Raw genomic sequence first — 24,545 nt, forward strand, 5'->3', positions numbered from 1 at the left:
AGATTGCTTCGATCCTTGTCAACCATACACGGGGTAACTGCTGCTTCAAAGCACATAGCCGGTTTTATTACTCATAATTGTTTTATAAATATTCCATTCCGGAATATAACTCCTAATTACTTTGCATATTAAGCAAGGGAAGCTTTTATGCATTTTTTATTTCTCTTTAACAATTCATTAACAATTGCTAATCAGATATATTATGCGTAAATTTATTATACCAATAAGCCTAAGTGATAATATTTAGACTAATTAGAATCTAGGTATTTATTTGCCCTTCCTGGTGTTTTTTTGCTGAACCTAATAAAGCTACTGCCACCAAACAAAAAAACGCCATCAGAACAAATAAATTTTTGTCTCACATTTAAATTTAATCATATGAAAAAGATTTTCATTTATGCAACTTTATTAAGTTGCTTGATTTTAGGATGTAAGAAAAAAGAAAAGCCATCTCAGCCAAGCCAGGCGGGGGCATATGAATTAGAAAAGCAGGTGCTTAGTCGCGGGGGCAAAGATTCCACGATTAAAAGGACTCAAGTTAAAATTTATACAGATACTCACTATATGTATGCCAGTATAGTACCCGATTCATCTGTTGGGTTTGGTGTTGGCACTTATACGCTCGACTCTAATAAAATTACAGAACGCAGTATTTATAGCAGCAGGGCGCTTGATTCATCTATAACCAGTAACCTTGAAATTACAACAAAACCTGATGGCTATACCCAAATCATTCCAGACTATGCTACAGTACAGGGCGTAAAATATGTTTTGAAAGAAGACTATAAAAAATTCCCACCGGCCGATACCTCTGTACTGGATGGTTTGTGGAAAATGGAGAAAGCCTACACGGTAAAAGGCAAGGACACTATACCCACTGATGTAACACAGTACAAAATATTCTGGGCAGGACATTTTACTTTCATACACAGGCTCCCACGAAATCCGGAAAAAACCAAGTTTAAAAATGGCTTTGGCACCGGGACATTTACTTTTAAGGATGACATGCTCAGGGAAGAAGAGGTAACATCAAATTATGCCCTTCTTCGTGGCCATAAGTTTGCTATTAAGATTAAATTAAACGGCAGGGACGAATACACTCAGGTGATTAACAGTGCTACGAATGGCCAATCTGTAGAAATATACAGACGGGTTAAATAAGCCTAAATAATTATAACCACAAGCAATCCTGCAGATCTGTAAACATATGGAAAAGTAGCCCTACCGCTACTACTCTGGTTTTGGGGAAAAACAACAGAAGTATGTATACGCCTATAGCATAATATGAATGTAATGGGTGGAAGCCAACGCTACAGCGGTTTGGATCGAAAACAGGCCGTGCCAGCAAATGATCGGCATCCACTGCTATTGTAGCAGCCATAATTAACCAGGCCTTTTTCCATCTGTCCCTAAAAAACAAGTATGCCAGTAAACCCGGAGCTATAAAATGCAGCCCGTAATGCAATATAGGGCGCAGTACATGCAAAAATTGGAAGTTTTGCATCAGTAAAATTGAACTCCATTTTACTGATGCCGGCAATACTTTATTCAATCAGTGATTTTATTAGCTCTTCCAGATCTTTTAGATAAAGCATGTTTGGGCCATCACTTAATGCATGGTCAGGATCAGGATGGGTTTCTATAAAGTAACCGCTTACACCAAACGCCCTTGCAGCGTGGGCCATATTAGGTACAAACTTTCTGTCGCCGCCGGTTTTACCGCCTGCACCACCCGGGCGCTGTACCGAATGGGTACAATCCATACATACTGGATAGCCAAATTCTTTCATATCATAGATATTTCTGAAATCGACCACCAGGTTATTATAACCAAACGAGTTTCCGCGTTCGGTAAGGATAATTTGCTCGTTACCTGATTCTTTTACTTTTTGTGCCGGGTAAAACATATCCTGGCCAGATAGGAACTGTGCTTTCTTGATGTTTACAATTTTACCGGTTTCCGCAGCGGCAACAAGCAGATCGGTTTGGCGACAAAGAAAAGCCGGAATCTGTAATATATCAACCACTTCAGCGCACGCAACCGCCTGAAAAGGTTCGTGAATGTCAGTTGTAACAGGCAGCCCGAATTTTTCTTTTACGTTGTTAAGCATCTCCATACCCTTTGTTAAGCCCGGGCCGCGGTATGCATGCACGCTGGTACGGTTTGCCTTATCAAATGATGATTTAAATACAACCGTTACAGGATACTTACTTCCAATTTCGGCAACCTTTTCGGCCACGGTATATAAAAGCTCCTGGTTCTCCATTACGCATGGGCCAACAATAAAAAAAGGTTTCTCGATAATATCTTTATACAGTGCCATTTTCTTCTATTTTTTTACGTGCAAGTTCCAGGTCAGCCGGAGTATCTATCCCCTTTTCAATACCCTTCACTTCAATCATTTTAATTTTATAGCCGTTCTCTATCGCTCTTAGCTGCTCCAATTTTTCGGTGCTTTCTAAAAACGAAACCGGCATGGTAATAAATTCTTGTAAGAACGAAGCTTTATACGCGTAAACGCCCATATGCTTTTTATAAACAGATACATCTTCCACTTCCCTATCCCTTGAAAAAGGAATAGCAAACCTTGAAAAATATACAGCGTTGTTATTTACATCTGTTATAACTTTAACCAGGTTGGGGTTATTTAGTTCTTCTATGTTTGCAACCGGGGAGCAAACACTCGCCATTACGGCATCGCTTTGCTGTAAGGCAGTTATTAACCTGTCTATAATTCCTGCATCAAAAAATGGCTCGTCGCCCTGTACGTTAACAACAAGGTCGCACGCTATCTTTTCTACAACCTCTGCAATACGATCTGTACCGCTGGGGTGATCCTCACGTGTCATTATCACATTCGGGGTAAATTGCCTGCAAACGTTAAATACCTCGTCGCTATCGGCAGCTATCCAAATTTCGTGATGCAGGGTTGCCTTTAGGCAAGCTTCATAAACTCTTTGTATTACGGGCTTACCGCCCAGATCAAGCAGTACCTTTCGTGGCAATCGGGTAGATTTTAACCGGGCAGGTATAACAATGATCGCTTTCATTATTTAAGCCTGATTAAATATCTGATAAACGCCGGTAAGAATATTATCATCATTATGCACCAGCAGTGTGGTTATTTTACATTCCATCATTAACGCCTCGGCATCATATACCAGCTCATGCTCGTTAATAATCCTGGGGTTGGTATTCATCAGATCGGTAATTGGCAAATGATGAATATCATTATACTTAACCAAGCCCCGGCGCAGGTCGCCATCTGTTATTACACCGGCTACATTTGTCGGCGTGCCCACTATTACCATCCCCAGCTTACCTTCGCTCATTTGTAGTACCAATTGTGTAAACGTTGCTGTAGTATCAATAAACGGAAGTTTATCTGTACGCATCAGGTCTTTAACCCTTACCAGCAATTTACGGCCAAGCCTGCCGCCCGGATGGAACCGTGCAAAATCAGCCGGACTAAAATCTCTCGCCGTCATTAATGCTACCGCAAGAGCATCACCCATAACTAAAGTAGCGGTAGTTGACGATGTTGGGGCTAATTCTAATGGGCAGGCTTCCTGCTTTACACAAACATTTAAATGATATGTTGCATTTTTTGCCAGTGTAGAATTAGGGTTGCCGGTAATAGCTACGAATACATTTTTATTGTACTGCAGATAAGGGACAATTTTCAGCACCTCTTCGGTTTCGCCGGAGTAAGAGATCAATATTACTACGTCTTGCTCACTGATCATACCCAAATCGCCATGAAAGGCTTCTGCCGGGTGCATAAAGAAACTTGGCGTACCGGTGCTGGTAAATGTAGCGGATATCTTTTTGCTGATATGGCCCGATTTACCCATGCCGCACACCACTAATTTACCATTGGAATTAAGAATAGCATCAACGGCCTGGCTAAATTGCTCGTCAATCATCGAGGCAACGTATTGCAACGATGCTATTTCTATATCAAATACTTTTTGGGCAATACTCTTCATAAGCTGCAGAAGCTCGGAACATTTTTTGTATTGCAATTATACTCAATAAAATCAGATAAGCTAAATGACAGCTTAGCAATAAGATAAAACGATGATATTAATCCTGCAGTACCCTTAACTTAGGAGCCTCAATCTGAACACCTTCAGACCTGTCATTATCAAGGCCTTCAAACTTCGAATTTTTGCTGATAAACTCAGGAACTATGTCTTTCATTTTGTTTACCATTGCAAACTCATCATTTTGCTTATTTAATAAGATAAGCTCATCAATATCATCGGCAACTTGTTTATATGAATAAGATATAACCTTTGATATCTTTATTTTCTCGTGGTGGGTCGGCATTGTGCTTTCGCCCTGGTTAAGCAATTCTTCGTATAATTTCTCGCCCGGCCGCAAACCTGAATAAACAATTTTTATATCACGATCTGGCTGTAAACCCGCAAGCTTTATCATTTTAAGGGCAAGATCAACTATTTTGACAGGTTCACCCATATCAAAAATAAATATTTCGCCACCGGTACCCATCGTTCCTGCTTCCAATACAAGGTGAACAGCCTCTGGAATGGTCATAAAGTAACGGGTAATCTCGGGATGGGTCACTGTAATTGGGCCTCCCTTTTGTATCTGTGCCCTAAAACGTGGTATAACCGAGCCATTCGAGCCTAGCACATTACCGAAGCGTGTAGTGATAAAGCAGGTGCCTTTATTAGCGGGACTATCTTTAAGAGATTGAATGTAGATCTCGGCAATACGCTTAGTAGTACCCATAATATTTGATGGGTTAACAGCCTTATCGGTAGATACCATTACAAATTTTCTTATGCCAAAAGCAAGAGAAAGATCAGCAATGTTTTTAGTACCCAATACATTAGCTCTTACCGCTTCTGATGGATTCTCTTCCATCATTGGCACGTGTTTGTAAGCTGCAGCATGGTAAACCACCTCTGGTTCATAATCAGAGAACAACTGATGCATACGGCTGTAATTCCTTATATCGCCAATAAATATTTTTATTGGAACCTCTGCAAATTTTTCTTCTACCTCCAGACGGATGTCATGCAGTGGTGATTCGGCCTGATCGCAAAGAATAACCATAGCCGGGTTGTATTGCAACACTTGCTGTACAATTTCTGATCCAATAGAACCGGCAGCACCAGTAATTAATACACGCTTACCCTGCAGGTCTTCAGATATGCGCGTGGTATCTATCTGTATAGTTTTACGTTGCAGCAGATCTTCAATTTTCAGATCTTTTATTTGCTGCATGTTTAGCTTACCGTATATCCATTGGTCAGACGGTGGCACTGTAAGTACCTGAATACCTAATGCAAGGCATGTTTCAAGCGCTGTTTTTTTAGATTGCTCATCAAGGTGGTGATTCATGATAATCATCTTATCAATAGCACGCTTTTCTTTTAGCTTAGCAAGTTTATTAATATCGTAAACTCTAACCTGCTGTATTTCTTTATTGATCTTACTTGTATCAGCATCTACAAAACCGGCGATAACAAAGTTGGTTTTGGCACTTGCCTCTAAAGCCTGTTTAACCAATACCGCGCTGGTATCTGACCCATATATAAGTACTACGGTTTTTTTAGAACTTGAATAGTTGTTAAGGTAATTAAAAGCACTTTTTACAGCACTTCTAAGCAGGATGAGTAAGGTACTTGATACCGAAAAATTCACCAGCAATACAAGGTCAACCGTAGTATTATTAAGATTTAAGAATGGCTTAACCCATAGCGTTATAACAGCCAGGTAAATTATACTGCTTATAAATACCGATCCAAAAATACGCAGTACATCCCTTGTATTTGAGTACCTGATAAGCCCTATATGAATACGCATCAGGTACATTACTATAACAGCGATTATACAGTATAGGCCTGTATAAACAAAAAAGTAGCCTCTTAGTATATTGGTAAATTCGAACCGGTGAACGATAAAGTAGGAAGATGCAAATGACCAGGTAACAATAACAAAGTCTAACAACATTATTATCCATCTGGGCACAACCTTACTAAAAAGTAGATATTTTTTCATAGGTATATTATATTGCAGATAATTGTGTAAAGTTAATATTTTAACTTTAACCATAGTTATCTGTATATGTTTGACTTTAACTGTTAATAATTAATGTTAAACAGCCATCAACAGCCTTTTCAATAGTTAAATTATTGAAAATAAGATCAGCATTAGATAAACTAGCACTGTACTTAATTGATTTATATTACTGAATGTATTTCCAGATTTATAAACCAATGTAACAACACAACCGGGGGAAATTTGTTGTTAACAGCGGCAAATATAATATTACAGTTTGAATAAATGAAATAATGTATTGATAGTTAACAATCCGGAATCAATATCTTAATGTTTATCTAAGTACTTTCATTAAGCGCGGCTTAAAAATCAAATACACAAGCATCAAAGGAAGCAGTACGACCATAAAAACTTCAAGCTGTGAAAACCGCGTATTTAGAACAACAAAAGCAATTACCGATAACTGGATTAATGCATAACCTGCGGCAATAACTAAATGAGAAACCTTATGCTCATTTGCCAGTAACTGATAAAAATGCAACCGGTGTGCTTTAAATATATTTTGTTTTAAAATTAACCGGTGTGCAATAGTAAGTACAGAATCGACCCCGTAAACAGCCAGAAAAAGTATATAAGACCAATTATGATTTATAAATATTAGCTGGAACAGTAAAAAAACTATCCAAAAGGCAATGGTAATACTTCCTACATCGCCTGCAAAGCATTTCGCCTGCTTCCTGAAATTATAAAATAAAAACACAATACATGCCAGCATCGGGAACCATATCAGATCCGGATGAATAAAATTCACACCATATAAATTCACGTATTGTAAACCGGCCAGTACAATTAAGGTGTAACACCCTGTTATACCGTTAATGCCATCCATAAAATTATATACATTTATTACCCCTATAGCTATTATATAAAGTACAATAAACAGGTAGAAAGGCAGCTTGAAAACATCTAAAAATATAAACATGAGGGTTACAGACACAATATGTATTATAATCCTTATTTTATTCGAAAGGGTAATCCTGTCATCAATAAAACTAATAGTGCCAATAAGTAAGCCCCCTAAAGCCGGCAGCCAATAAGCAGGGTATAATACAATAATTAGTAAGTTAACAAGTGGAAAAAGTATTCCGCCCCCTCTAATTGTTATATCAGAATGCGAACTACGCTCATTAGGGTGATCAATAATGTTATAATGATCTGCAATGCGGAAATAAAACAGCAGTGCAATCCATAAGCATATAAATAAAACAAGGTAGGTCATCTGTATAAATATCTCTGTGATTTATAATTAAAGCTTTTATAGTTTCTATAAGTCCGTCTTGTGTACTAACCAGTAAGATTAATATTCATTATTAGTCAGCATTAGTTTCAATAGCCGTTAGAGAAAGTATTAAAAAGTAGTAAGTAGTGTATGTGTGACGTTTATATTAACTTAGTTACAACAAATGTGAATAAATTAATTATTGTTTTCATACTACTTAATTTAATATGTTACAATTCTTTTGAGAGCTTTTCTATAACGCTTGATGGACTCCAATTTATATCATTGCAAGCCTTACTATCATCAAATGTTAAATTAGAAGTTATTTTTTTTAGTTTATCGCTATTTATTGGGAAACGTGGGCCTAAAATATCTCCTGTTAAAGCCAGGATTTTTGCTAAAAAAAACGGAATGGACGCGGGTTTCTTTTTACCAAGAGATTTTGCTATTACTAACTCTAATTGCTTAAAACTAGGATTATTACCATCTGTTAAATTATAAGTTCCACCAACATTAGCCAGAGTGGGAATTATTGATGCTATATCCTCTTGCCATATAACACTCTTTTTGGCGCTTGCGCTTCCAATACTAAGATACCGCCCTGTTCGGATACCGTTGATCATTGCACCTAAATTACCCGGAGGATTAGGCCCTGCAATCAACGGCAATCTTAATATCCCTAATATTATATCATTCCTCCTGGCCCACTCTGCTAACCAATTTTCAGCTAAAATTTTTGATTTTGCATATGGGGTCATTCCATTAAGCGGATGACCTTCTGAGATCATGTTACCACTATCCAACCCGTATACGGCAACTGTGCTAATAAAAATGAATGATTTTGGCTTCTGTTTTAATAATTCGATAGCTGCACAAATATTTTTTGTCCCCTCAAAATTCACATCATAAAAAACCTTCTCTTCTTCACTGTTTTTTGGAATCGAATGGGCCTTGCCGGCTGCATGAACTACCACCTGAAGGTTGATATCTACATCTAACTTAAATTGTTTGGTAATATCAACATTTATGCTTTGCCCATGCAAATCTAAACCTGTAACGGTGTAACCTATTGAGGTTAGGTACGCCTTAATTATACGCCCAAGAAACCCGCTTGCCCCCGTTAGTAGATAATGATTATTTTGATTCATAAACTTTTACTAAAATATCAAGCATCTTATTTGAAAGAAAATCTTTATCAAAAAACCGTTTGGCAACTATCAATGCCTTTTCACCCATTAAAGAAACAGCCTCGGGGTTATCCTTCATCCATATTAACTTATCAGCAAGTTGGTCAGCATTATTAGGATCAAGTGTAAAACCTACATCATGTTCATTTAAAAAATCTTTCATCCAGCCTTGTGTGTTTTGTATAACGGGCACCCCTGCGGCTAACGATTCAAAGAATTTATTAGGAGAAGAGGTATCAAGAACCGGAGTTCCTTTTAATGGAACTAAAGAAGCAAATGCCTGCTGAATGTATGCTACTAATTCTGTTTTGGGCATTAAACCTAAACGTTTAAAAGTAGTTATATCTTCTTTATTTGACAATTCAACAAGTTCTGAACGTTGTTGCCCCTCCCCTATTAATAAAATTACAATATCTTCCCTTTTTTTTGCCTTTAATATTTTGGCTGCTTCGAAAAGCCAATACGAATTATTTACTACACCAATATTACCCGTATATATTGCGTACGATTTTGGCAAAACAACATCTGAATTAAAGGGAACAGGCGTTGAAAAAAGTTTAATATTGGCTGCATTGGTAACGTCGTCAACATTTAATATATTAAACCTTTTTTTTATGTTTTGGGTCATCCCCGGCGATAATGTAATAATGTAAGACGAAGCCTTGTAACATACTTTCTCAAACCAATACGAGAACTTTTTTAGCCATGCATTATTGATCATGCCCAATTCTATTGCTCCCTCGGGCCAAAGATCCCGCGTTTCAAATACTAATTTCCTACCCCTTATATATCTAGCTACTAACCCAGGCAGCCCCACTGTAATTGGGCCTGACGACGCAATAACTATATCTGCTTTTAGTGTTAATGCATAATAACAAGACAAAACACTATATAAAATAAATGACCAGATACGTTTTAAAAATGGTTGCTTATTATCTATACTGATGTTTAACACCTTTAGGTGTATCCCTTCGAAGTATTGGTCTTCGATAAATTTATCTGCCTTCAGGTCAGACTTGCTGTAAACACTTGTTACTACAGTAACCTCATGTCCCTTGTCAACCCAATCTTTTGCAAACTCGTATACGCGGGTTCCCCAGGATCCCTTGGGTGTTGAAAAATATTGATAAAAATAAACAATCTTCATACTCAATTATCAAAATTAATAAGTGTTTCTAGTGTATCGGTGAAGCTAACCTTGATCGCTATAGATGACCGCGTTTTATTAAACCCATCTGCAAAAGTAAATGCTTCTGTAGTAATTGCTAATGATCCTTTAAAACTAACTGTACCAATACCCTTTATATTAAAAGCACTATCTGTGCGAAGAATATTTATATCAGGATGAAAATGAAAATATGCCACCCTATTTACATCTTTTGTTTTAGCGCGCACATGGTCTACAATTGAAACACTGTTTGCATTTAAAACAAAGCTTCTTTTATGGATGCAACCATATCGTTTTAAGTAACCATCATGTTTGGCTTCAATGGCATTTGCTGTTTCGCTTATTATACGGGTATGAGCTCGTTCTGCTACCCTAAATGCCCCCCAAACTTGCGATTGATTGCTATCGGCAATTACAACTGTATTGTGTGCAGCGGTAGAACGTTCATAATACCTTATCTGGTTAGCCTCATAAGTAGATGTGCCTGCTTCAACAAAAACAGGCAGGTTATTATAATTCAAAATAAAAGATAAGGCATCTGCATGGCCATGACCTGATTGATAAGCCGGCCCTATTTCAGCAAAATCAATAACACATTCGTAATTATTAGCTGTGTATTTACGATATCCCGATTCTTTAAGCTGCAATTGCCTGTTGGGTATAATATTTAACTCTTTTGCGAATGAGAGAAGCTGGTTAGTAGTAAAAGCTATACCTGTTGCACTATCGTTAAAATGACCTATATCGCCGTTATTAAACGATACATTTTGAATCCAACCTAACATATTACCAGCTTTGTTAGTAATAAACGCCAGGAAGGCATCGTCTTTATTTTCTATTTTACCGTACCAGTCCACCAGTTCTAAAACGCGGAACAAAATAATTTGATGGTACATGGGGCTCAATTCAAAATGCCCGCCATCATTTAAGATCTGTTCATCAAGCTCCGCTTTTAAGACTTGCATTGCGTTATCGATCCATTTTTGTTCATTAAAAAAAACGCCACCCATAAGCAGCGCAAACGCGTTTTCCAGTAAATGATTGCCTAGTAAATGATACTCAAAATTGCTGCTTAAATAACTTAACTGGCCGTATAAGCTTTTTATTGATTGCGGCTCGGCCTGCTTTTGTAAACTAAAGAAACGTATCTCATTCAGAACCCGTAAAGCCACAGGATAAGGCTCAAGTTTTAATTTCCCATTCTTCAGCGAGTTTGTAATATCATTAATCAGTTGTTGTTTTCTTTCAACGGTGATATTTACTTGATTTAGAAAATTAAAGTATTGTAAATTATAATTCCATAATTTACCGTAAGCCTGGTAACCCCAATCTATTTCAGCATCAAAAGTATGTTTGATATTTAAAAATGTAAATGAGTTTCCCGGCGTTATAATATCCTCCTGAATATCTACCTGCAAATTAAAAAGCAGCGAATTGTATTCCGGCTGCTTTTTAATTTTACCTATATACCAATCAAGGTTGCGCTGGGGCCGTAACCTATTATATAACTGATATATAATTTGCTTTAATTTTAAATACCTAACGGTTTGGGCAACTAATAAAATCTTTCTTATCACAACTTAATTATGATTCTAATTTTAAAAGAGCGTTTATAATGCGCTCGCCTGTTTTACCATCCCATAGTTCGGGGATACCACCTTTTTTCCACTCGCCTTTAAAGAGCTTACCAAAAGCAGGCTTAATAGCTTTCGGATTAGTGCCTAATAACTCGTTTGTACCTATCGTAATAGTTTCTGGGCGCTCTGTATTATCGCGCAGGGTCATACAAGGCACTCCCATAACGGTGGTTTCTTCGGTAATCCCACCAGAGTCAGTAACAACAGCTTTTGCTTTTTCAACCAAATAGTTAAATTCTAAGTAGCCAAGTGGTTCTACCATATGCAAGCGTTCGCTGCTAACACCCAAGCCTTGCAGAATTTTGGCCGTACGTGGGTGTACTGGGAAAATCAATGGCAGGTTCTCGCTATTATCTATAATTTCCTGTAGTAATTCTTTTAATTTACCCTCCTCGTCAACATTTGCCGGGCGATGCAGTGTCATTACAATATAGCTGCCGGCTTGCAGGCCAAGTTCATCCCAAATGGAAGGTTTTATGAACTTAGTTCTATTTTTTAATAATGTATCAATCATGGTATTGCCCACAAAAAATATGCGATCATCTGTTACCCCGGTTTTACGTAAGCTATCGTTAGCTATTTCGGTAGTGGTAAAAAAGTAGTTGGTTATACTATCTGTTACCATACGGTTTATTTCTTCAGGCATTGTCCAGTCGCCAGAACGTATACCCGCTTCAACGTGAGCTACTTTTACATGCAGTTTTTGGGCAACAATAGCACATGCCATTGTAGAAGTAACATCGCCAACTACCAAAACCAGGTCGGGCTTTGATTCCATCAATACCTTTTCATAACGCACCATTATAGCGGCTGTTTGTTCTGCTTGTGTGCCACCACCGGCTTCCAGGTTTATGTTTGGTTCAGGTATACCTAATTGTTCAAAAAAATCGCCAGACATTTTTTTATCGTAATGCTGGCCTGTATGTATAAGCCTGTAGCTAATGTTAAACCCAGCTTCTGATTTTTCTTTGATAGCGCTGATTATAGGCGCTATCTTCATAAAATTAGGACGTGCACCGGCTATAATATCAATATTCATAGTTAGTTATTTATTTTAAGATTTTGGTAGGTTTTAAGCTTTTGCATAATCTTACTATCAGTAGTAGGACTAAAGTTTTTCATACTGTATTTAAATTCTTTAACACCGTCTGTACGGGCTTTAAATGCGGGTGACATGCCATGCATAACACTCCCATAATCACCCTCGGCAATTTTATACAAGCCGTTGGTGTATAAAAAGTTATTACGCATAAGCACTCCTTTAGGCAACTCGTCGCAATCGCTGCTCTGTAATACTTTCAAATCAAGCTTACCTACAAATACATTATCGTTAACGGTAATATTATCTACAGCTTTATAGGAACATCCGTTGCCGCCCTTCATAAAAGTAATGCTGCTGGCCGGGCTATCAAATACATTGTTACTTATAACATGCCCTGTGCCGCTAATCCTTACAGGCCATACGGTATTCGTAAATTTATTATTAATGATCTGGCATGAATCGCCAAGCCTTAATGAAACGCCCGAACGGCAGTCTGTAAATGTGTTGCCGGAAACAATAACCCCGTTTGATTTACAACTAATAGTTTCAGCATCGCCGAAATAATTAAAGAAGTTGTTATTTATAATTTTGCAGTTTGAACGGCTGTTACCGAATCCAATCCTGATAGCTTCCAGTGCTTCGCCCTTGCGCGATTTTACATTTTTGAAAATGCAATTTGATATAGTGTTATTGTCCCCTGTCCAACCCTTTGAGTTTACGTGGATTACCGGCAGCCTGTTTTGCTTCCCTTCAAAAGTACATTTATCAACCAGGTTGGTCTTCCCAAAAAATTCAATCCAATAAAACTGCGATTTTACATCCATATCGGGGAACGTACCTGTGTATTGAAAATCGCAATTGCTAATGGTATTATTATTTGCAGAATTTTTCTTTGTGCCTATCTGGATCAACGCTTCGTAATCCCGGTAATTTATCTGGTTATTTACAAACGATACATTACGTATGGTAATAAAATCACCTGTAACAATTATGCTACTATTCCCTCTGAGTGTGGTTTTACCACCTGCACCGGCCACAATAAAGGGCGCCCCCGAACTACCGCTACCGGTTATGATAATATGTGTATCATTCAATGAAGCCGGTAGGTTATATACCTGCCCAGGCGCTGCATTTATATGTATATCATCTGCCATAACAGCTGATATAGATACAAATGCTAAAAAAATAACTGATGCGGCTTTGATAGCTAAATTTGCTACAAGGCTTTCCTTCGCTAATCGTTTCATAATATTAAGTTATTGATACCCAAGCCCCTGTTTTTAGGCTTTCTATAGCACCAAACGACGCCCTTGTTGTATTTAGTATTTCATCAAAGGGTATCAATGAATCGCCACCAGATTTAACACGGTCAATCAAAAGCTTAAATTGATCTTTATGTCCTTTATCCAGGCCAGTTTTTAACTTTGAAAATCCTTTAAAGCCAAAACCTTCTGTAACCCGGAAATTATCCATTATAGCAATGCGCTCTTGAGAGTAAACTTCAACACGTTCTTTTGAGTACGACTTTGAGCCATTAGCAAAGTAGTTGATGACACCTGTGCTTCCATTCTCATATTTAAGTAATATAGAAGCGTTATCGGTATTATCCTGAGGGTTTGTGCCCATAGCATTCATTACCACTGCTTTTACTTTGCTGCCTGTTAAAAACGTTATCAGATCAATAAAATGGCAGGCCTCACCAATTATACGGCCACCGCCAACTTTCATATCATGTACCCAAAGATTGGCCGGTAGGCTGCCCGCGTTCATAGTAGCTATAACATTCATAGGGCTATTGCCTACCAGTTTTTTTATTTTTTGAATATGCGGTGAAAATCTGCGGTTAAAACCAACCGTTAATGTTTTGGTCCCGTCGTAAGCAGCAACTATTCCTTCCAGTTCTTCACCGGTAAGCGCCAGCGGCTTTTCAACAAACACATGTTTACCCGCTTTTAAGGCTGCAGTAACCATACGCGCGTGCTGATTATGGCGTGTAGTTATCATTACCAGGTTTACAGCAGGGTCGCGTAGTATTTCATTATAGTCGGTAGTGCTTTTGGCTATATTGTATTTTTTAGCCATTATAGTGCCGCTTAAGCCACTTGCACTTGCAATAGATACAATAGACGCATTCGCTGTTTTTAAGGCAGGCAACATGGTCATACTAGTGAAATTACCTGCGCCTATAATACCAATACCAGCCCCGCCGGCATTAAAATTACCCTGATGTAATACAACTGTGTTTGATGCGTTACTTTCCTCCGGGTATTCTAATATCGATGCTATTGAACCTTTATTACTAATGTTGTCATAAATTTCTTTATAGCTTTCTAATGCTACCCGTTCAGTTATTAACGACTTAACATCAAGCTTCCCTGTTGAAATTGACTGCAGAATGGTTTCAAAGTTTCTTTTTTCAGTCCATCTTACAAATCCGATAGGGTAATCTATACCGCCATGTTCGTATAGCTCATCATACCTGCCCGGGCCGTATGAACAAGAGACCTGGAATGAAAGTTCTTTCTCGTAAAATTCGGCTCTGCTAAGGTTAAGGCCTATTACCCCAACTAAGATCACACGGCCACGTTTGCGGCTCATTTGTGCGGCCTGGGATATAATGTCATTTGTTTTGGCAGATGCCGTGATGATCACACCATCAGCGCCAATACCATTTGTAATATCTATTACTGATTTAATTACATCATCGCCGGCTGCCGGGTTTACAACCAGTACACCTTTTTTTCGTGCAATCTCGGTTTTAGCCGTATCAAAATCAACGCCTATTACACGGCAACCATTTGCAACAAGCAATTCTGCTGTAAGCAGCCCAATTAGGCCTAATCCTATTACAACAATTGTTTCACCAAAGGTAGGTTCACACAAGCGTATTCCCTGCAAACCAATAGCACCAATAACAGTAAATGCAGCTTCTTCATCGGTAACATTATCTGGTATAGAGGCAACCAAATTTTTTGGGATGTTAACGTACTCGGCATGAGCCCCATTTGATGCTACGCGATCACCAACTGAAAACTCAGTAACGCCTTCGCCTACAGCTATAACCTTACCCACATTACAATAGCCTAATGGTAATGGCTGCCCAAGTTTATTAAAAACAGCCTCTAGTGTGGGGGCTAATCCATCTGTTTTAATTTTATCTAATACCTGCTTAACTTTATCTGGTTGCTGGCGTGCTTTTTGCACAAGGTTTGCCTTACCAAATTCTACCAGCATTCTTTCTGTACCCAATGATACAAGGCTTCTGGAGGTTTTTATGAGTACGCTTCCTCTTGATACTTGTGGGACTGGAATCTCTTCTAATATAGTTTCGCCGCTTTTGAATGATTGTATGATTTGTTTCATCAGGTATGGTATTATTATTAAATTATCATTAAATGGAAAAAGACGTATTCATTAATATTCAGAAATTGCGTCTGACTTCTCAATTGTATCTAAACTTTTTTTGTAGTTATTGTGCTCAGTTAAATAAGCGTCACTATCTAACTTTTCAACTAGCTTTACCATATCATTCTGTGGCCATGAAAATCCAATTTGATACTTATGCACTTGCTCAGCTAAAAAAGTATTAGTTGAAACTACTAATGGTGTGGCAAAATACATTGATTCATATAATTTGTTCGGCAAAGCTAATCTTACGTTTAAATCGGTTGAGTCATACATTACAAAACTTAAATCAACCTGATTATATATATTGTCTAAGCCATCAGGATATTTAAACTGCCCGTTAAAAAAAATATTCTTATCATCAACAAATGGCAGAACCCTGTCTCTTAATGGCCCATCTCCGAAAATTTTAACTTTAAATGTGGCTTTTGATGATTTATAAGCTTTTAAAAAATCTATCACGCATTCATATCGCAATAAACCAATAATACCTACGCAAAACGCCTCGGTATCTTCAACTACTTTAAATTCTTTACGATTATCAAAATCAAAATCAGTTGCGCTTAACTTATTTTCTATTATTGTAATTTTATCGCTGTTTAAATGATGTTTTTCAGCTAAATATTTTTTAAAACCCAAAGAAGTTACGAAAATACGATCCACTTTATTCAGTAATTTTCCGTAAGTATAATGAAATGATCCTTTCAAAAACGGGTTACTTATTTCCCTTAAGTCGCCAACTTCAAAATATCTTTGGGGAGTTTTAACAAAAAAGCTAAGTACTAATAAGTCAATTGAAAATGAATATATGCAATCGGCTCCTCTAACAAATTTTTTTAACCCTGATAGCGAAACGAAGAAATTTTTAACTCTTTGAATATACTTTTTGTTCTCAACTCTCCCCAACGAAAAAAAACCAATCCCTGCCGGCAACTTATTAAGATTAAAATAATCTCTTTCATAGGAAGCGACATCAACATTAGCCCCGCTATTCAACAAGGTTTTAATTCGCCTAATAAATCGCGGTTGTGAAGTAACCGGTAAAAGCAAAACGTATTTTTTCATTATCTTAACTAAGTGGTTTATTGCCTATACAATAACTATTTGCAAATTCCTGTATAGCATTAAAAAAAAATTAATTTTCTCTTCATCGCTTTAAAATGATCTGTTATTTAAGCTTCTTTTACTCATTCGCTTGTTCATTATTGACAGAAACACTAAACCTGTTAAATAACCATAAGAAAGTAAGATGGTATGATATTCGGTGTTAACCAGGTTTATACAGCTTAGACACAATAACACGGTTGCCGGCAACAACAGGCGTATATTAAGCTTTCTTGTAACTTTTAGTGATATATCTAATAGTATAAACAGGAATGGATATAATATAAAGGCAAAGTACCCCATGTACGAATAGTAAGAAAAGATGAAAGATGTATTCATTAATCCTGAATCAACCGATAACCTGTCATTTGACTGGTTCATCATATAGTTGGCTACGTTTACGTAGTTATCGCCCGTGAAGGGCTTTAAGAAACTTACCCCATTAATACCCCAAATACCATGTCGTTGTACATAATCGAGCCAAGTTAGTCCGGTTTCCATAGGGATCCTTATACTCCTCTTCAGTAAAATCTCATCATAAGTCAAGAGTATATTTTCTAAACTAAAATTACGATGGAACTTATTTAGCTGTAAGGACACCGGCACAAGCAGTAACACCAGTACAGAGATTACAATGGTTAATAGAGGAACCTCAAAATTCACTAAGAACAAAATGGTAATTACCGAACTGAGCAATACGTAAATCCCGTGTGATCTTGCCCCGGATAGAGAGGACATTATCGCAATGAACAATATAAGCATAAGCTTCAGAGCAAAGTTCCTCCATTGCTTATTTTTGAAGTTTTTGTAAAGCCTTCTTGTTATTATAACAACTGCAATTATAGCCAGTACCTTGTTAAAAAACACATAAGTATATCTTACAATAGCCGGTGCATTTTTTAATGACTCCTCACGTGCTATAGTTGATTCCAACGCATCGCTGCCATTAAATATTTGGAATAATCCGGTTTTCTTTAAAGGGGTATTTAGTAAGAAGAGACCAACAATTACTACCGATAATACAAATATCAAGCTAATTAGAAACTTGTAATCTTTTTCGGGTATTATTTTGTTGGTTTGATATAGCTTTGAGTAAATATTTTTGGCTGTGTTGATATAAGTTTTTTGTACTATAAAGCAAAACAACAGGGGAAGCACTTGCGTAAGTGCGAAAAACAAGTACGGTTGTTCCAGCTTTTGAAATACCTCCAAGCCATATATAGTAGACGACCACTGTATTTGAACATGGAAAAACAGCAGGAACCAAAAAGACGGTTTTACTATAAGGTGCTTTTTAGTCTTAAATATCTTAACTAAGATAATAGAGCATATTACCGAAAACAGTATGGATAATAAGATGAATACCTGTAACATTATGCAACTACCCCTTTAATAGGCTGTATAGCGAATACAGCCTTAAGTTTTTTAAATAATGAAAACAATAAAATCGATAAAATTATTATCCCAATTGCAAACACCAATACCTGCACAGGCATACGATTATTAAAATATGCCATTATAAGCAACAGGCCATTTACAAATAGAAACATCAAAAAAATAAATCTCAAATAAACAATATCCCAACCAGCTTTGATCCTGCTCCACAAATTGGTTATGAGTGCTAAGAACAGGTAGGTACAAAAGGTAGATATAGCACCACCCACTATACCCATTTTTGGTATAAATAAAAAGTTTAAGCCAATATTAACCATAGCAGATAGTACCGTTGATGTTGCAATAAACTTAGTTTTATTAATTACTGCTAACTCATAATTGGCTACTGTATAAAACGGAATTATTAAGTGGGCTGCTAAAACATATCCAAGGCAGTTAATTCCCAATATGTAATCTTTTGATACGTATTTTAAAATAATTGGTTCAAACGAACATTTAATTGAAAACGCTAAAATCCCGGCACATATAAGTACAAACACAAGGTAAAACTTAAGTATGGTTTGATAAGCCGCTTTATTATCATGATGCCTATACGTCAAGGGTTCAAAGTAAGAGGCTACAGTGCCATAAAAAAAGAAGATACTGCTTCCCAAAGAGTATACAAATGTATATATTCCCAACTGTTTACTATCTAAAAAGCCGTTAACAAAAAACCTATCGGCATAGCTTAATATATTACCGCTCATAGCATGAAATATTAGCGGAACACCAAAGCCTAATAACAATATGGTGTTCTTGTCAAATTTAGCCAAACCTTGCAATGGCTTATAATTGCTGTAAATGAGCCTGGCATAAATGATAAAAAATATAAAGCCTGCTACAAAACATCCATATATATAACTTAAACCGTTTTTGAACCAGTATGCCAAAATAAATACCGCTACAATTTTAATGATCTGATATAACGCGCGGGTTTTCCAAAACATAGCCGCATTTTCTGTTATACGCGACAGCGACATTAATAAACGTGCCTGGTTATAAAACAAAATTGATATAAGGAAAACAATAAGGTGAGGAAATATGGGAATGTTAAACATCTCCTTCTTCAATAAGTATACACCACCAGATATCAACATAATTAATATCAAAAACAATGTAACCAACTGAAAAGAATACTTTAACACATTAAAGCTTTTTGGATTATGAAACCTAAAAATAGCTTTTTCCTGGCCTATTAAAGTGATGGTAGAAACTACCCCTTCAATTGCTACGAGCAAACCAACTATACCATACTCCTTCGGGCTAAGAACCAGCGGAAGTAAAGCTATTGTTAACCAGTTTAGAGCTTTGCTTAAGCCCTCGGCTGCGGTATATGAGAAGAATTTTTTTAACACAATGTTGGTATGTATAACTTATAATTACACTTGTCCTTTTATTATAGTATACCTGTTCTTTATTTTTAACAGTGGTTTTTCAAAAAGGTAATAGGACAGTGTTGGTATTAAAATGCACAGCATTAATATAAACAAGCCAAGTTTTAAAGGTACGCTGTCTACATTATCCATGTGTGATACCCCGAAGTAAACCAAAATGGGTAAATGGAATAGATACAAACCGTAACTTATTCTACCAAAAAACCGCATTACAGAATTATCAAAAAACTTTAGTAGCCGTGGGTATATCCCCTGGAAGGCTATGATCAAAATGCTTAGTAAAAAGTAATACGAAAAAGCTGCAGAAAATATAAATCTTCCAAAAGACATTAAAGGAACATTTGGAACTAAATGGCACGCACTTGTACAAATTAAAAACAACACGGCTAAAAAAGCAGGTTTTTTAATAGAGTAGTGCTCGATCTTACTTTCATTATAAGCCAACAATGCTCCCAGGCAAAGTGTTAAAATACGCACATTGCTAACCCTGTTTATGATCTGCACGCCATTATCAAAAAATACTAAGGCAAGTATTGCCGATAAAATGGCTACAGCAGGAATAACATATGCTATTATTTTATTTGACCGCTCTACCGAAAAATAGCTGATAACAAATGGCCAAAACATATAGAAATGTTGTTCAACACATAAAGACCATGTATGCCTTAAAGCATTTTCACTATCATTAAAAGAAAAATAGTAGTTTGATAGATACAGTGCAGACCATCCCAGCTTTGACCATGATATAATTAATCCTACTAATAGTATAACCAGGTAATACACCGGGAATATCCTAATAAACCGCTTAAAGTAAAAATTACCATAGCTAAACTTATTGTGCTCTTTTTCCCATAGTAAAATCCGGGTGATTAAAAACCCACTTAGTGCAAAAAATATGTCAACACCAATGTAACCCGCATATACAGCTTTTGAAGCTAAATGAAAGTATTTGAATCCGATGCCTCCTTGTAAAAGTGGAAAATGGGCCCACAAAACCAGCAAACACGCTATTCCTCTGATACCATCAAGAGCTATTATTTTTTTCATCCAGTTCTTATTGCGCTATGAGTATTGAATATATAATACCAAACTACCCTCTATAGCTAATTTGTTATGGAAGTTTATATTATAATCTGCCATCAATTAAAGATCTGTCTAAACAAGCTTTGGTGTCAAATATAACCCCGTTGTTGCGTTTGATCTTGTGGTAATCAAATTCAATAAATTCGTCATGAGCTACAGCTACTACAATGGCATCATATATAACGTTATCCTGTAGTTTGTTTAAAATATCTATTCCGTATTCGTGCTTTACTTCTGCGGCATCAGCCCATGGGTCATAAACATCTACATTTAAGCCAAACTGCTCTAATTCATGATAAATATCTACTACGCGGGTATTACGAACATCCGGGCAGTTTTCTTTAAACGTTATGCCCATTATTAGCACCTTAGAGCCCTTTATTTTATGATCCTTATCAATCATAAGTTTTAACACGCGGTTAGCAACAAAGGGGCCCATATTATCGTTAACCCTGCGGCCAGATAAAATAACTTGTGGGTGATACCCTAATGATTCTGCCTTATGTGCCAGGTAATATGGGTCAACACCTATACAATGCCCCCCAACTAAACCTGGTTTGTATTTTAAAAAGTTCCATTTAGTTCCGGCAGCTTCAATTACATCATTAGTATCGATACCGATCCTGTCAAATATTAAAGAAAGCTCATTCACAAAAGATATATTAACATCGCGTTGTGCGTTCTCAATAGCTTTTGAGGCTTCTGCAACTTTAAGGCTTGGTGCTTTATGTGTACCTGCTGTTATTATTGAACGATATAACTGATCAACTTTTTCAGCAATTTCAGGAGTAGAGCCGCTGGTAACTTTTTTGATTTTTGTTAATGTATTGATTTTATCGCCCGGATTGATCCGCTCAGGAGAATAGCCTGCAAAAAAGTCAACGTTGAATTTTAATCCGGATACTTTTTCAAGAACAGGTACACAATCTTCCTCGGTGCAACCGGGGTAAACGGTAGATTCGTATATAACTAAATCACCTTTTTTCAATATTGAACCCAACATCTCAGATGCTTTTATAAGCGGGGTAAGATCGGGAGCTTTAAACTGATTTATAGGAGTAGGTACGGTAACTATAAAAACATTGTACTTGTTCAGTTCTTCTCTGTTGTAAGAAAAATGCAATCCTTTATTAGTGTTTGTCTTTTTAAGTTCAATAACTTTTAACAGTTCTTCAATATCAGCTTCTTTAGTACGGTCTGCACCGCGGCTTAATTCTTCAACCCTGTCTTTGTTTATGTCAAATCCCAGTACATCGTACTGTTTTGCAAACTCTAATGCAAGTGGTAAGCCTACATAGCCTAAACCTATAACGGCAATTTTAATTTGATCGGTCTGTTTTTCAAGTGATGGCATAGATGGTGTGATTTATATAATAATTATTTAGATCCCTGGGTAGAATCAGGCATTTATCAATTATGATTTAGATTTTTTAGCAAAAAAAGATTTCTTTTTAGAGGTTTCGTCGTCCTGATAATATCCCCCACCGTAACCGTAACCGTAACCATAGCCGTAACCATAGCCACCATTAGCATCAATAGAGTTTAAAACAATATTCAGGTTCCTGAACTTTTTGCTACTATAAAAATTCTGAATAGACGTGATGTGATTTTTAGCTGTATAGTTATGCCTTACAATAAATAAAGTGGCATCAACATATTCGGCCAATATTTGGGCATCTGTTACCAAACCTACTGGGGGGGCATCTAACAAAATGTAATCAAAGTCTTGTTTAAGCTGATCTAAAAGCGTTTTGATTTTTCCATTTACCAAAAGTTCTGCCGGATTAGGAGGTATAGGGCCGCAGGTAATTATATAATAATTTTCCTGTTGAGCTATTTTCTTTATGATATCCTTATAACCAACTTCACCAATAAGGTAATTTGATAGTCCTTTTGTGTTATCTATCTCTAAACCTGCATGTAATTTAGGTTTACGAAGGTCAAGCTCCAATATAACTACCTTTTTGCCAGACATGGCTAAACTTGCTCCCAGGTTTAATGAGATAAACGATTTACCCTCGCCGCTTATGCTTGATGTAAATAGCATTACTCGGTGCCCTTCTTGTGGAATTACAAAGTTTAAGTTAGTACGTAAGGCTCTTAACTGCTCCGCAACCATTGATCGTGGTTTTGTTGCAACCAATAATGCCGATGCATCTTCAGAATGAGATATTTCGGCCAAAATAGGTACTTTAGTAACACGTTCGATATCTGACCGCTTAGAAACCCTGAAATTTAACATATCCAACAAGTAGATAATGGCTGCAGGGGTAATCAGGCCTATTAAAACAAATACAAACATTATCATTTGTATTACCGGCTTAAAAGGGAACTTACCACTGCGGGCAACATCAATGGTTCGGCTATCTGCCGTTGTAGATGCAAGAGATATCTCTGTTTCCTCCCGTTTTTGCAACAAGTAGGTAAATAAGGTATTCTTAATTTCCTGCTGGCGCATTACATCAATTAAACCTCGTTCTTTTGAAGGCACCTGGCTTATAACCGATTGGAAAGCAGAATTCTTAGAATCCAGTTGGCTCTTTATCACCTGCAAACCACTCTTCAAATTTTTAGTAGATTGGCTAATCGCAAGCTTTAAAGATTTGATCTGGTCATCTATCGAAATAACAATTGGGTTAGTTTCTGGTATGGTTTGCAATAAACTTTGTCTTTTTAGTTGCGTTTCTGCCAGCTGATTTACCAAGCCTAACAATGTAGGGTCTTCTATACCCAGCATCGATGGCACCTGCGATTGCTCATTACGGGCGCTATACAGGTAATCTTCAATGTTCTTTAATACACCTAGTTGTATATTAATTTTACTTAACTCCGCATCGTTACCTTGTACACTTTGTAAAAATATCTGCGATTGAGAACTGATATCTGTTATTTTATTGCCCGATTTATAGTTCTCAACTTTTCTTTCGGCTGTGCCTAATTCTTCCTGTAACTTTTCTAAGCGGCCCTTAATAAATGCCAGCGTACTCGAAGTAACCTGATTTTTATCATCAATAGCAGCCTTGTTATATTCATAAACCAACCGGTTTAAAATATCCTCACCTCTTGATGGCAATGCATCTTCAAGGGTAATAATAAGTACCGTACCCTGTTTACTTACCGGATCTACTTTGATTTTTCCGCTAAGGCTTTCAATCAGTAGCTCCTTATCATTAAACATAAACTCAATTGGATCATTTAGTTCGCCTTTAGGTGCAGATGGGTTTGGGGTTACCAAAAATTCAGCCCCACCAATATTTATTGGCTGTCCTAAAGGATATTTTTTCCCATTTATGTTTATCTCTTTTGAATTAATCAAATTTAAAGTATAAACTAAACTATAATCAACACTATCATCTGCTTTTAAAAGTTCTATTTTGCATGGCACACGATTATATAATTCGTGCTTGCGTACACCTTTAGTGCTATAATAAGTGGTTTGCAAGTTTAAAGCATCAATAGTACGTTGTAAAAGCGTGTGCGATTGAAGTATTTGGATCTCGTTATCAATTATCTTATCAGATGTGAACAGGTCAAGATCTTTTAAAAGATCATCCTGGCCACCCAAATTACCTTTATTATCCTTTATTAAAAGGTCGGTTTCTATTTTATATAACGGGGTAGTTAATTTAACATATACATAGCCTAATGCTGTTGCAATGATAACGGATAATATAAACCATTTCCAATGAATAAGGTACTTGTGTAAAATTTCCCTTATGTTTAATTCATTCTCATCCTGAAATTCAAGATTGTTAGTTTCGTTATTAGTGGTCATTTG

General features: G+C 36.8%; 19 protein-coding genes. 1 reads left to right on the forward strand and 18 read right to left on the reverse strand.

Annotated features, from left to right (window positions below):
• Positions 1–378: 378 nt before the first annotated feature.
• Complete coding sequence (locus tag NPE20_RS23260) at positions 379–1,161, forward strand: hypothetical protein (protein ID WP_256541106.1); 783 nt, start codon at positions 379–381, stop codon at positions 1,159–1,161.
• Between the two features lie 10 nt (positions 1,162–1,171).
• Here the strand turns inward: NPE20_RS23260 and NPE20_RS23265 are convergent, their stop codons facing one another.
• The 18 genes from NPE20_RS23265 to NPE20_RS23350 form a co-directional block, all read right to left on the reverse strand.
• Complete coding sequence (locus NPE20_RS23265; protein WP_256541107.1) at positions 1,172–1,504, reverse strand: DUF6122 family protein; 333 nt, start codon at positions 1,502–1,504, stop codon at positions 1,172–1,174.
• Positions 1,505–1,544: 40 nt separating this feature from the next.
• Positions 1,545–2,324 (reverse strand): 3-deoxy-8-phosphooctulonate synthase, encoded by a 780-nt coding sequence (gene kdsA / locus NPE20_RS23270; protein WP_256541108.1) that lies wholly within the window; start codon positions 2,322–2,324, stop codon positions 1,545–1,547.
• Complete coding sequence (gene kdsB, locus NPE20_RS23275; RefSeq protein WP_256541109.1) at positions 2,311–3,051, reverse strand: 3-deoxy-manno-octulosonate cytidylyltransferase; 741 nt, start codon at positions 3,049–3,051, stop codon at positions 2,311–2,313. The genes kdsA and kdsB overlap by 14 nt, the downstream gene beginning before the upstream one ends.
• Before the next feature lie 3 nt (positions 3,052–3,054).
• The gene (locus NPE20_RS23280; protein ID WP_256541110.1) at positions 3,055–3,990 is read right to left on the reverse strand and encodes a KpsF/GutQ family sugar-phosphate isomerase; all 936 of its coding nucleotides are present in this window, start codon (positions 3,988–3,990) and stop codon (positions 3,055–3,057) included.
• Between the two features lie 97 nt (positions 3,991–4,087).
• Complete coding sequence (locus NPE20_RS23285; RefSeq protein WP_256541111.1) at positions 4,088–6,034, reverse strand: polysaccharide biosynthesis protein; 1,947 nt, start codon at positions 6,032–6,034, stop codon at positions 4,088–4,090.
• Between the two features lie 334 nt (positions 6,035–6,368).
• Entirely contained in the window at positions 6,369–7,313 is a 945-nt protein-coding gene (locus tag NPE20_RS23290) for an MraY family glycosyltransferase (RefSeq protein ID WP_256541112.1), read from the reverse strand.
• A gap of 230 nt (positions 7,314–7,543) precedes the next feature.
• Complete coding sequence (locus NPE20_RS23295) at positions 7,544–8,461, reverse strand: NAD-dependent epimerase/dehydratase family protein (RefSeq protein ID WP_256541113.1); 918 nt, start codon at positions 8,459–8,461, stop codon at positions 7,544–7,546.
• Positions 8,448–9,647, reverse strand: coding sequence for a glycosyltransferase family 4 protein (locus NPE20_RS23300; RefSeq protein WP_256541114.1), 1,200 nt, complete (start codon positions 9,645–9,647; stop codon positions 8,448–8,450). The genes NPE20_RS23295 and NPE20_RS23300 overlap by 14 nt, the downstream gene beginning before the upstream one ends.
• A gap of 2 nt (positions 9,648–9,649) precedes the next feature.
• Positions 9,650–11,245 (reverse strand): heparinase II/III domain-containing protein, encoded by a 1,596-nt coding sequence (locus NPE20_RS23305; RefSeq protein ID WP_256541115.1) that lies wholly within the window; start codon positions 11,243–11,245, stop codon positions 9,650–9,652.
• Between the two features lie 7 nt (positions 11,246–11,252).
• Positions 11,253–12,344 (reverse strand): non-hydrolyzing UDP-N-acetylglucosamine 2-epimerase, encoded by a 1,092-nt coding sequence (gene wecB / locus NPE20_RS23310; RefSeq protein ID WP_256541116.1) that lies wholly within the window; start codon positions 12,342–12,344, stop codon positions 11,253–11,255.
• A gap of 2 nt (positions 12,345–12,346) precedes the next feature.
• Complete coding sequence (locus NPE20_RS23315; RefSeq protein WP_256541117.1) at positions 12,347–13,594, reverse strand: chondroitinase-B domain-containing protein; 1,248 nt, start codon at positions 13,592–13,594, stop codon at positions 12,347–12,349.
• Positions 13,595–13,598: 4 nt separating this feature from the next.
• Complete coding sequence (locus NPE20_RS23320; protein WP_256541118.1) at positions 13,599–15,710, reverse strand: bi-domain-containing oxidoreductase; 2,112 nt, start codon at positions 15,708–15,710, stop codon at positions 13,599–13,601.
• A 51-nt stretch (positions 15,711–15,761) separates the two neighbouring features.
• Positions 15,762–16,817 carry a glycosyltransferase gene (locus NPE20_RS23325; protein ID WP_256541119.1) on the reverse strand — a complete coding sequence of 352 codons (1,056 nt, stop codon included), beginning with the start codon at positions 16,815–16,817 and terminating at the stop codon, positions 15,762–15,764.
• Between the two features lie 90 nt (positions 16,818–16,907).
• Complete coding sequence (locus NPE20_RS23330; protein ID WP_256541120.1) at positions 16,908–18,230, reverse strand: hypothetical protein; 1,323 nt, start codon at positions 18,228–18,230, stop codon at positions 16,908–16,910.
• Complete coding sequence (locus NPE20_RS27010) at positions 18,230–19,645, reverse strand: oligosaccharide flippase family protein (RefSeq protein ID WP_256541121.1); 1,416 nt, start codon at positions 19,643–19,645, stop codon at positions 18,230–18,232. The genes NPE20_RS23330 and NPE20_RS27010 overlap by 1 nt, the downstream gene beginning before the upstream one ends.
• A gap of 24 nt (positions 19,646–19,669) precedes the next feature.
• A complete protein-coding gene (locus NPE20_RS23340) occupies positions 19,670–20,731 on the reverse strand; it encodes an acyltransferase family protein (protein WP_256541122.1) in 1,062 nt (353 codons plus the stop codon).
• A 79-nt stretch (positions 20,732–20,810) separates the two neighbouring features.
• Positions 20,811–22,121, reverse strand: coding sequence for a nucleotide sugar dehydrogenase (locus NPE20_RS23345; RefSeq protein WP_256541123.1), 1,311 nt, complete (start codon positions 22,119–22,121; stop codon positions 20,811–20,813).
• Positions 22,122–22,181: 60 nt separating this feature from the next.
• Entirely contained in the window at positions 22,182–24,542 is a 2,361-nt protein-coding gene (locus NPE20_RS23350) for a GumC family protein (RefSeq protein ID WP_256541124.1), read from the reverse strand.
• Between the last annotated feature and the right edge of the window lie 3 nt (positions 24,543–24,545).

It is taken from the genome of Mucilaginibacter aquariorum, from assembly GCF_024498135.1.
Classification (GTDB): domain Bacteria; phylum Bacteroidota; class Bacteroidia; order Sphingobacteriales; family Sphingobacteriaceae; genus Mucilaginibacter; species Mucilaginibacter aquariorum.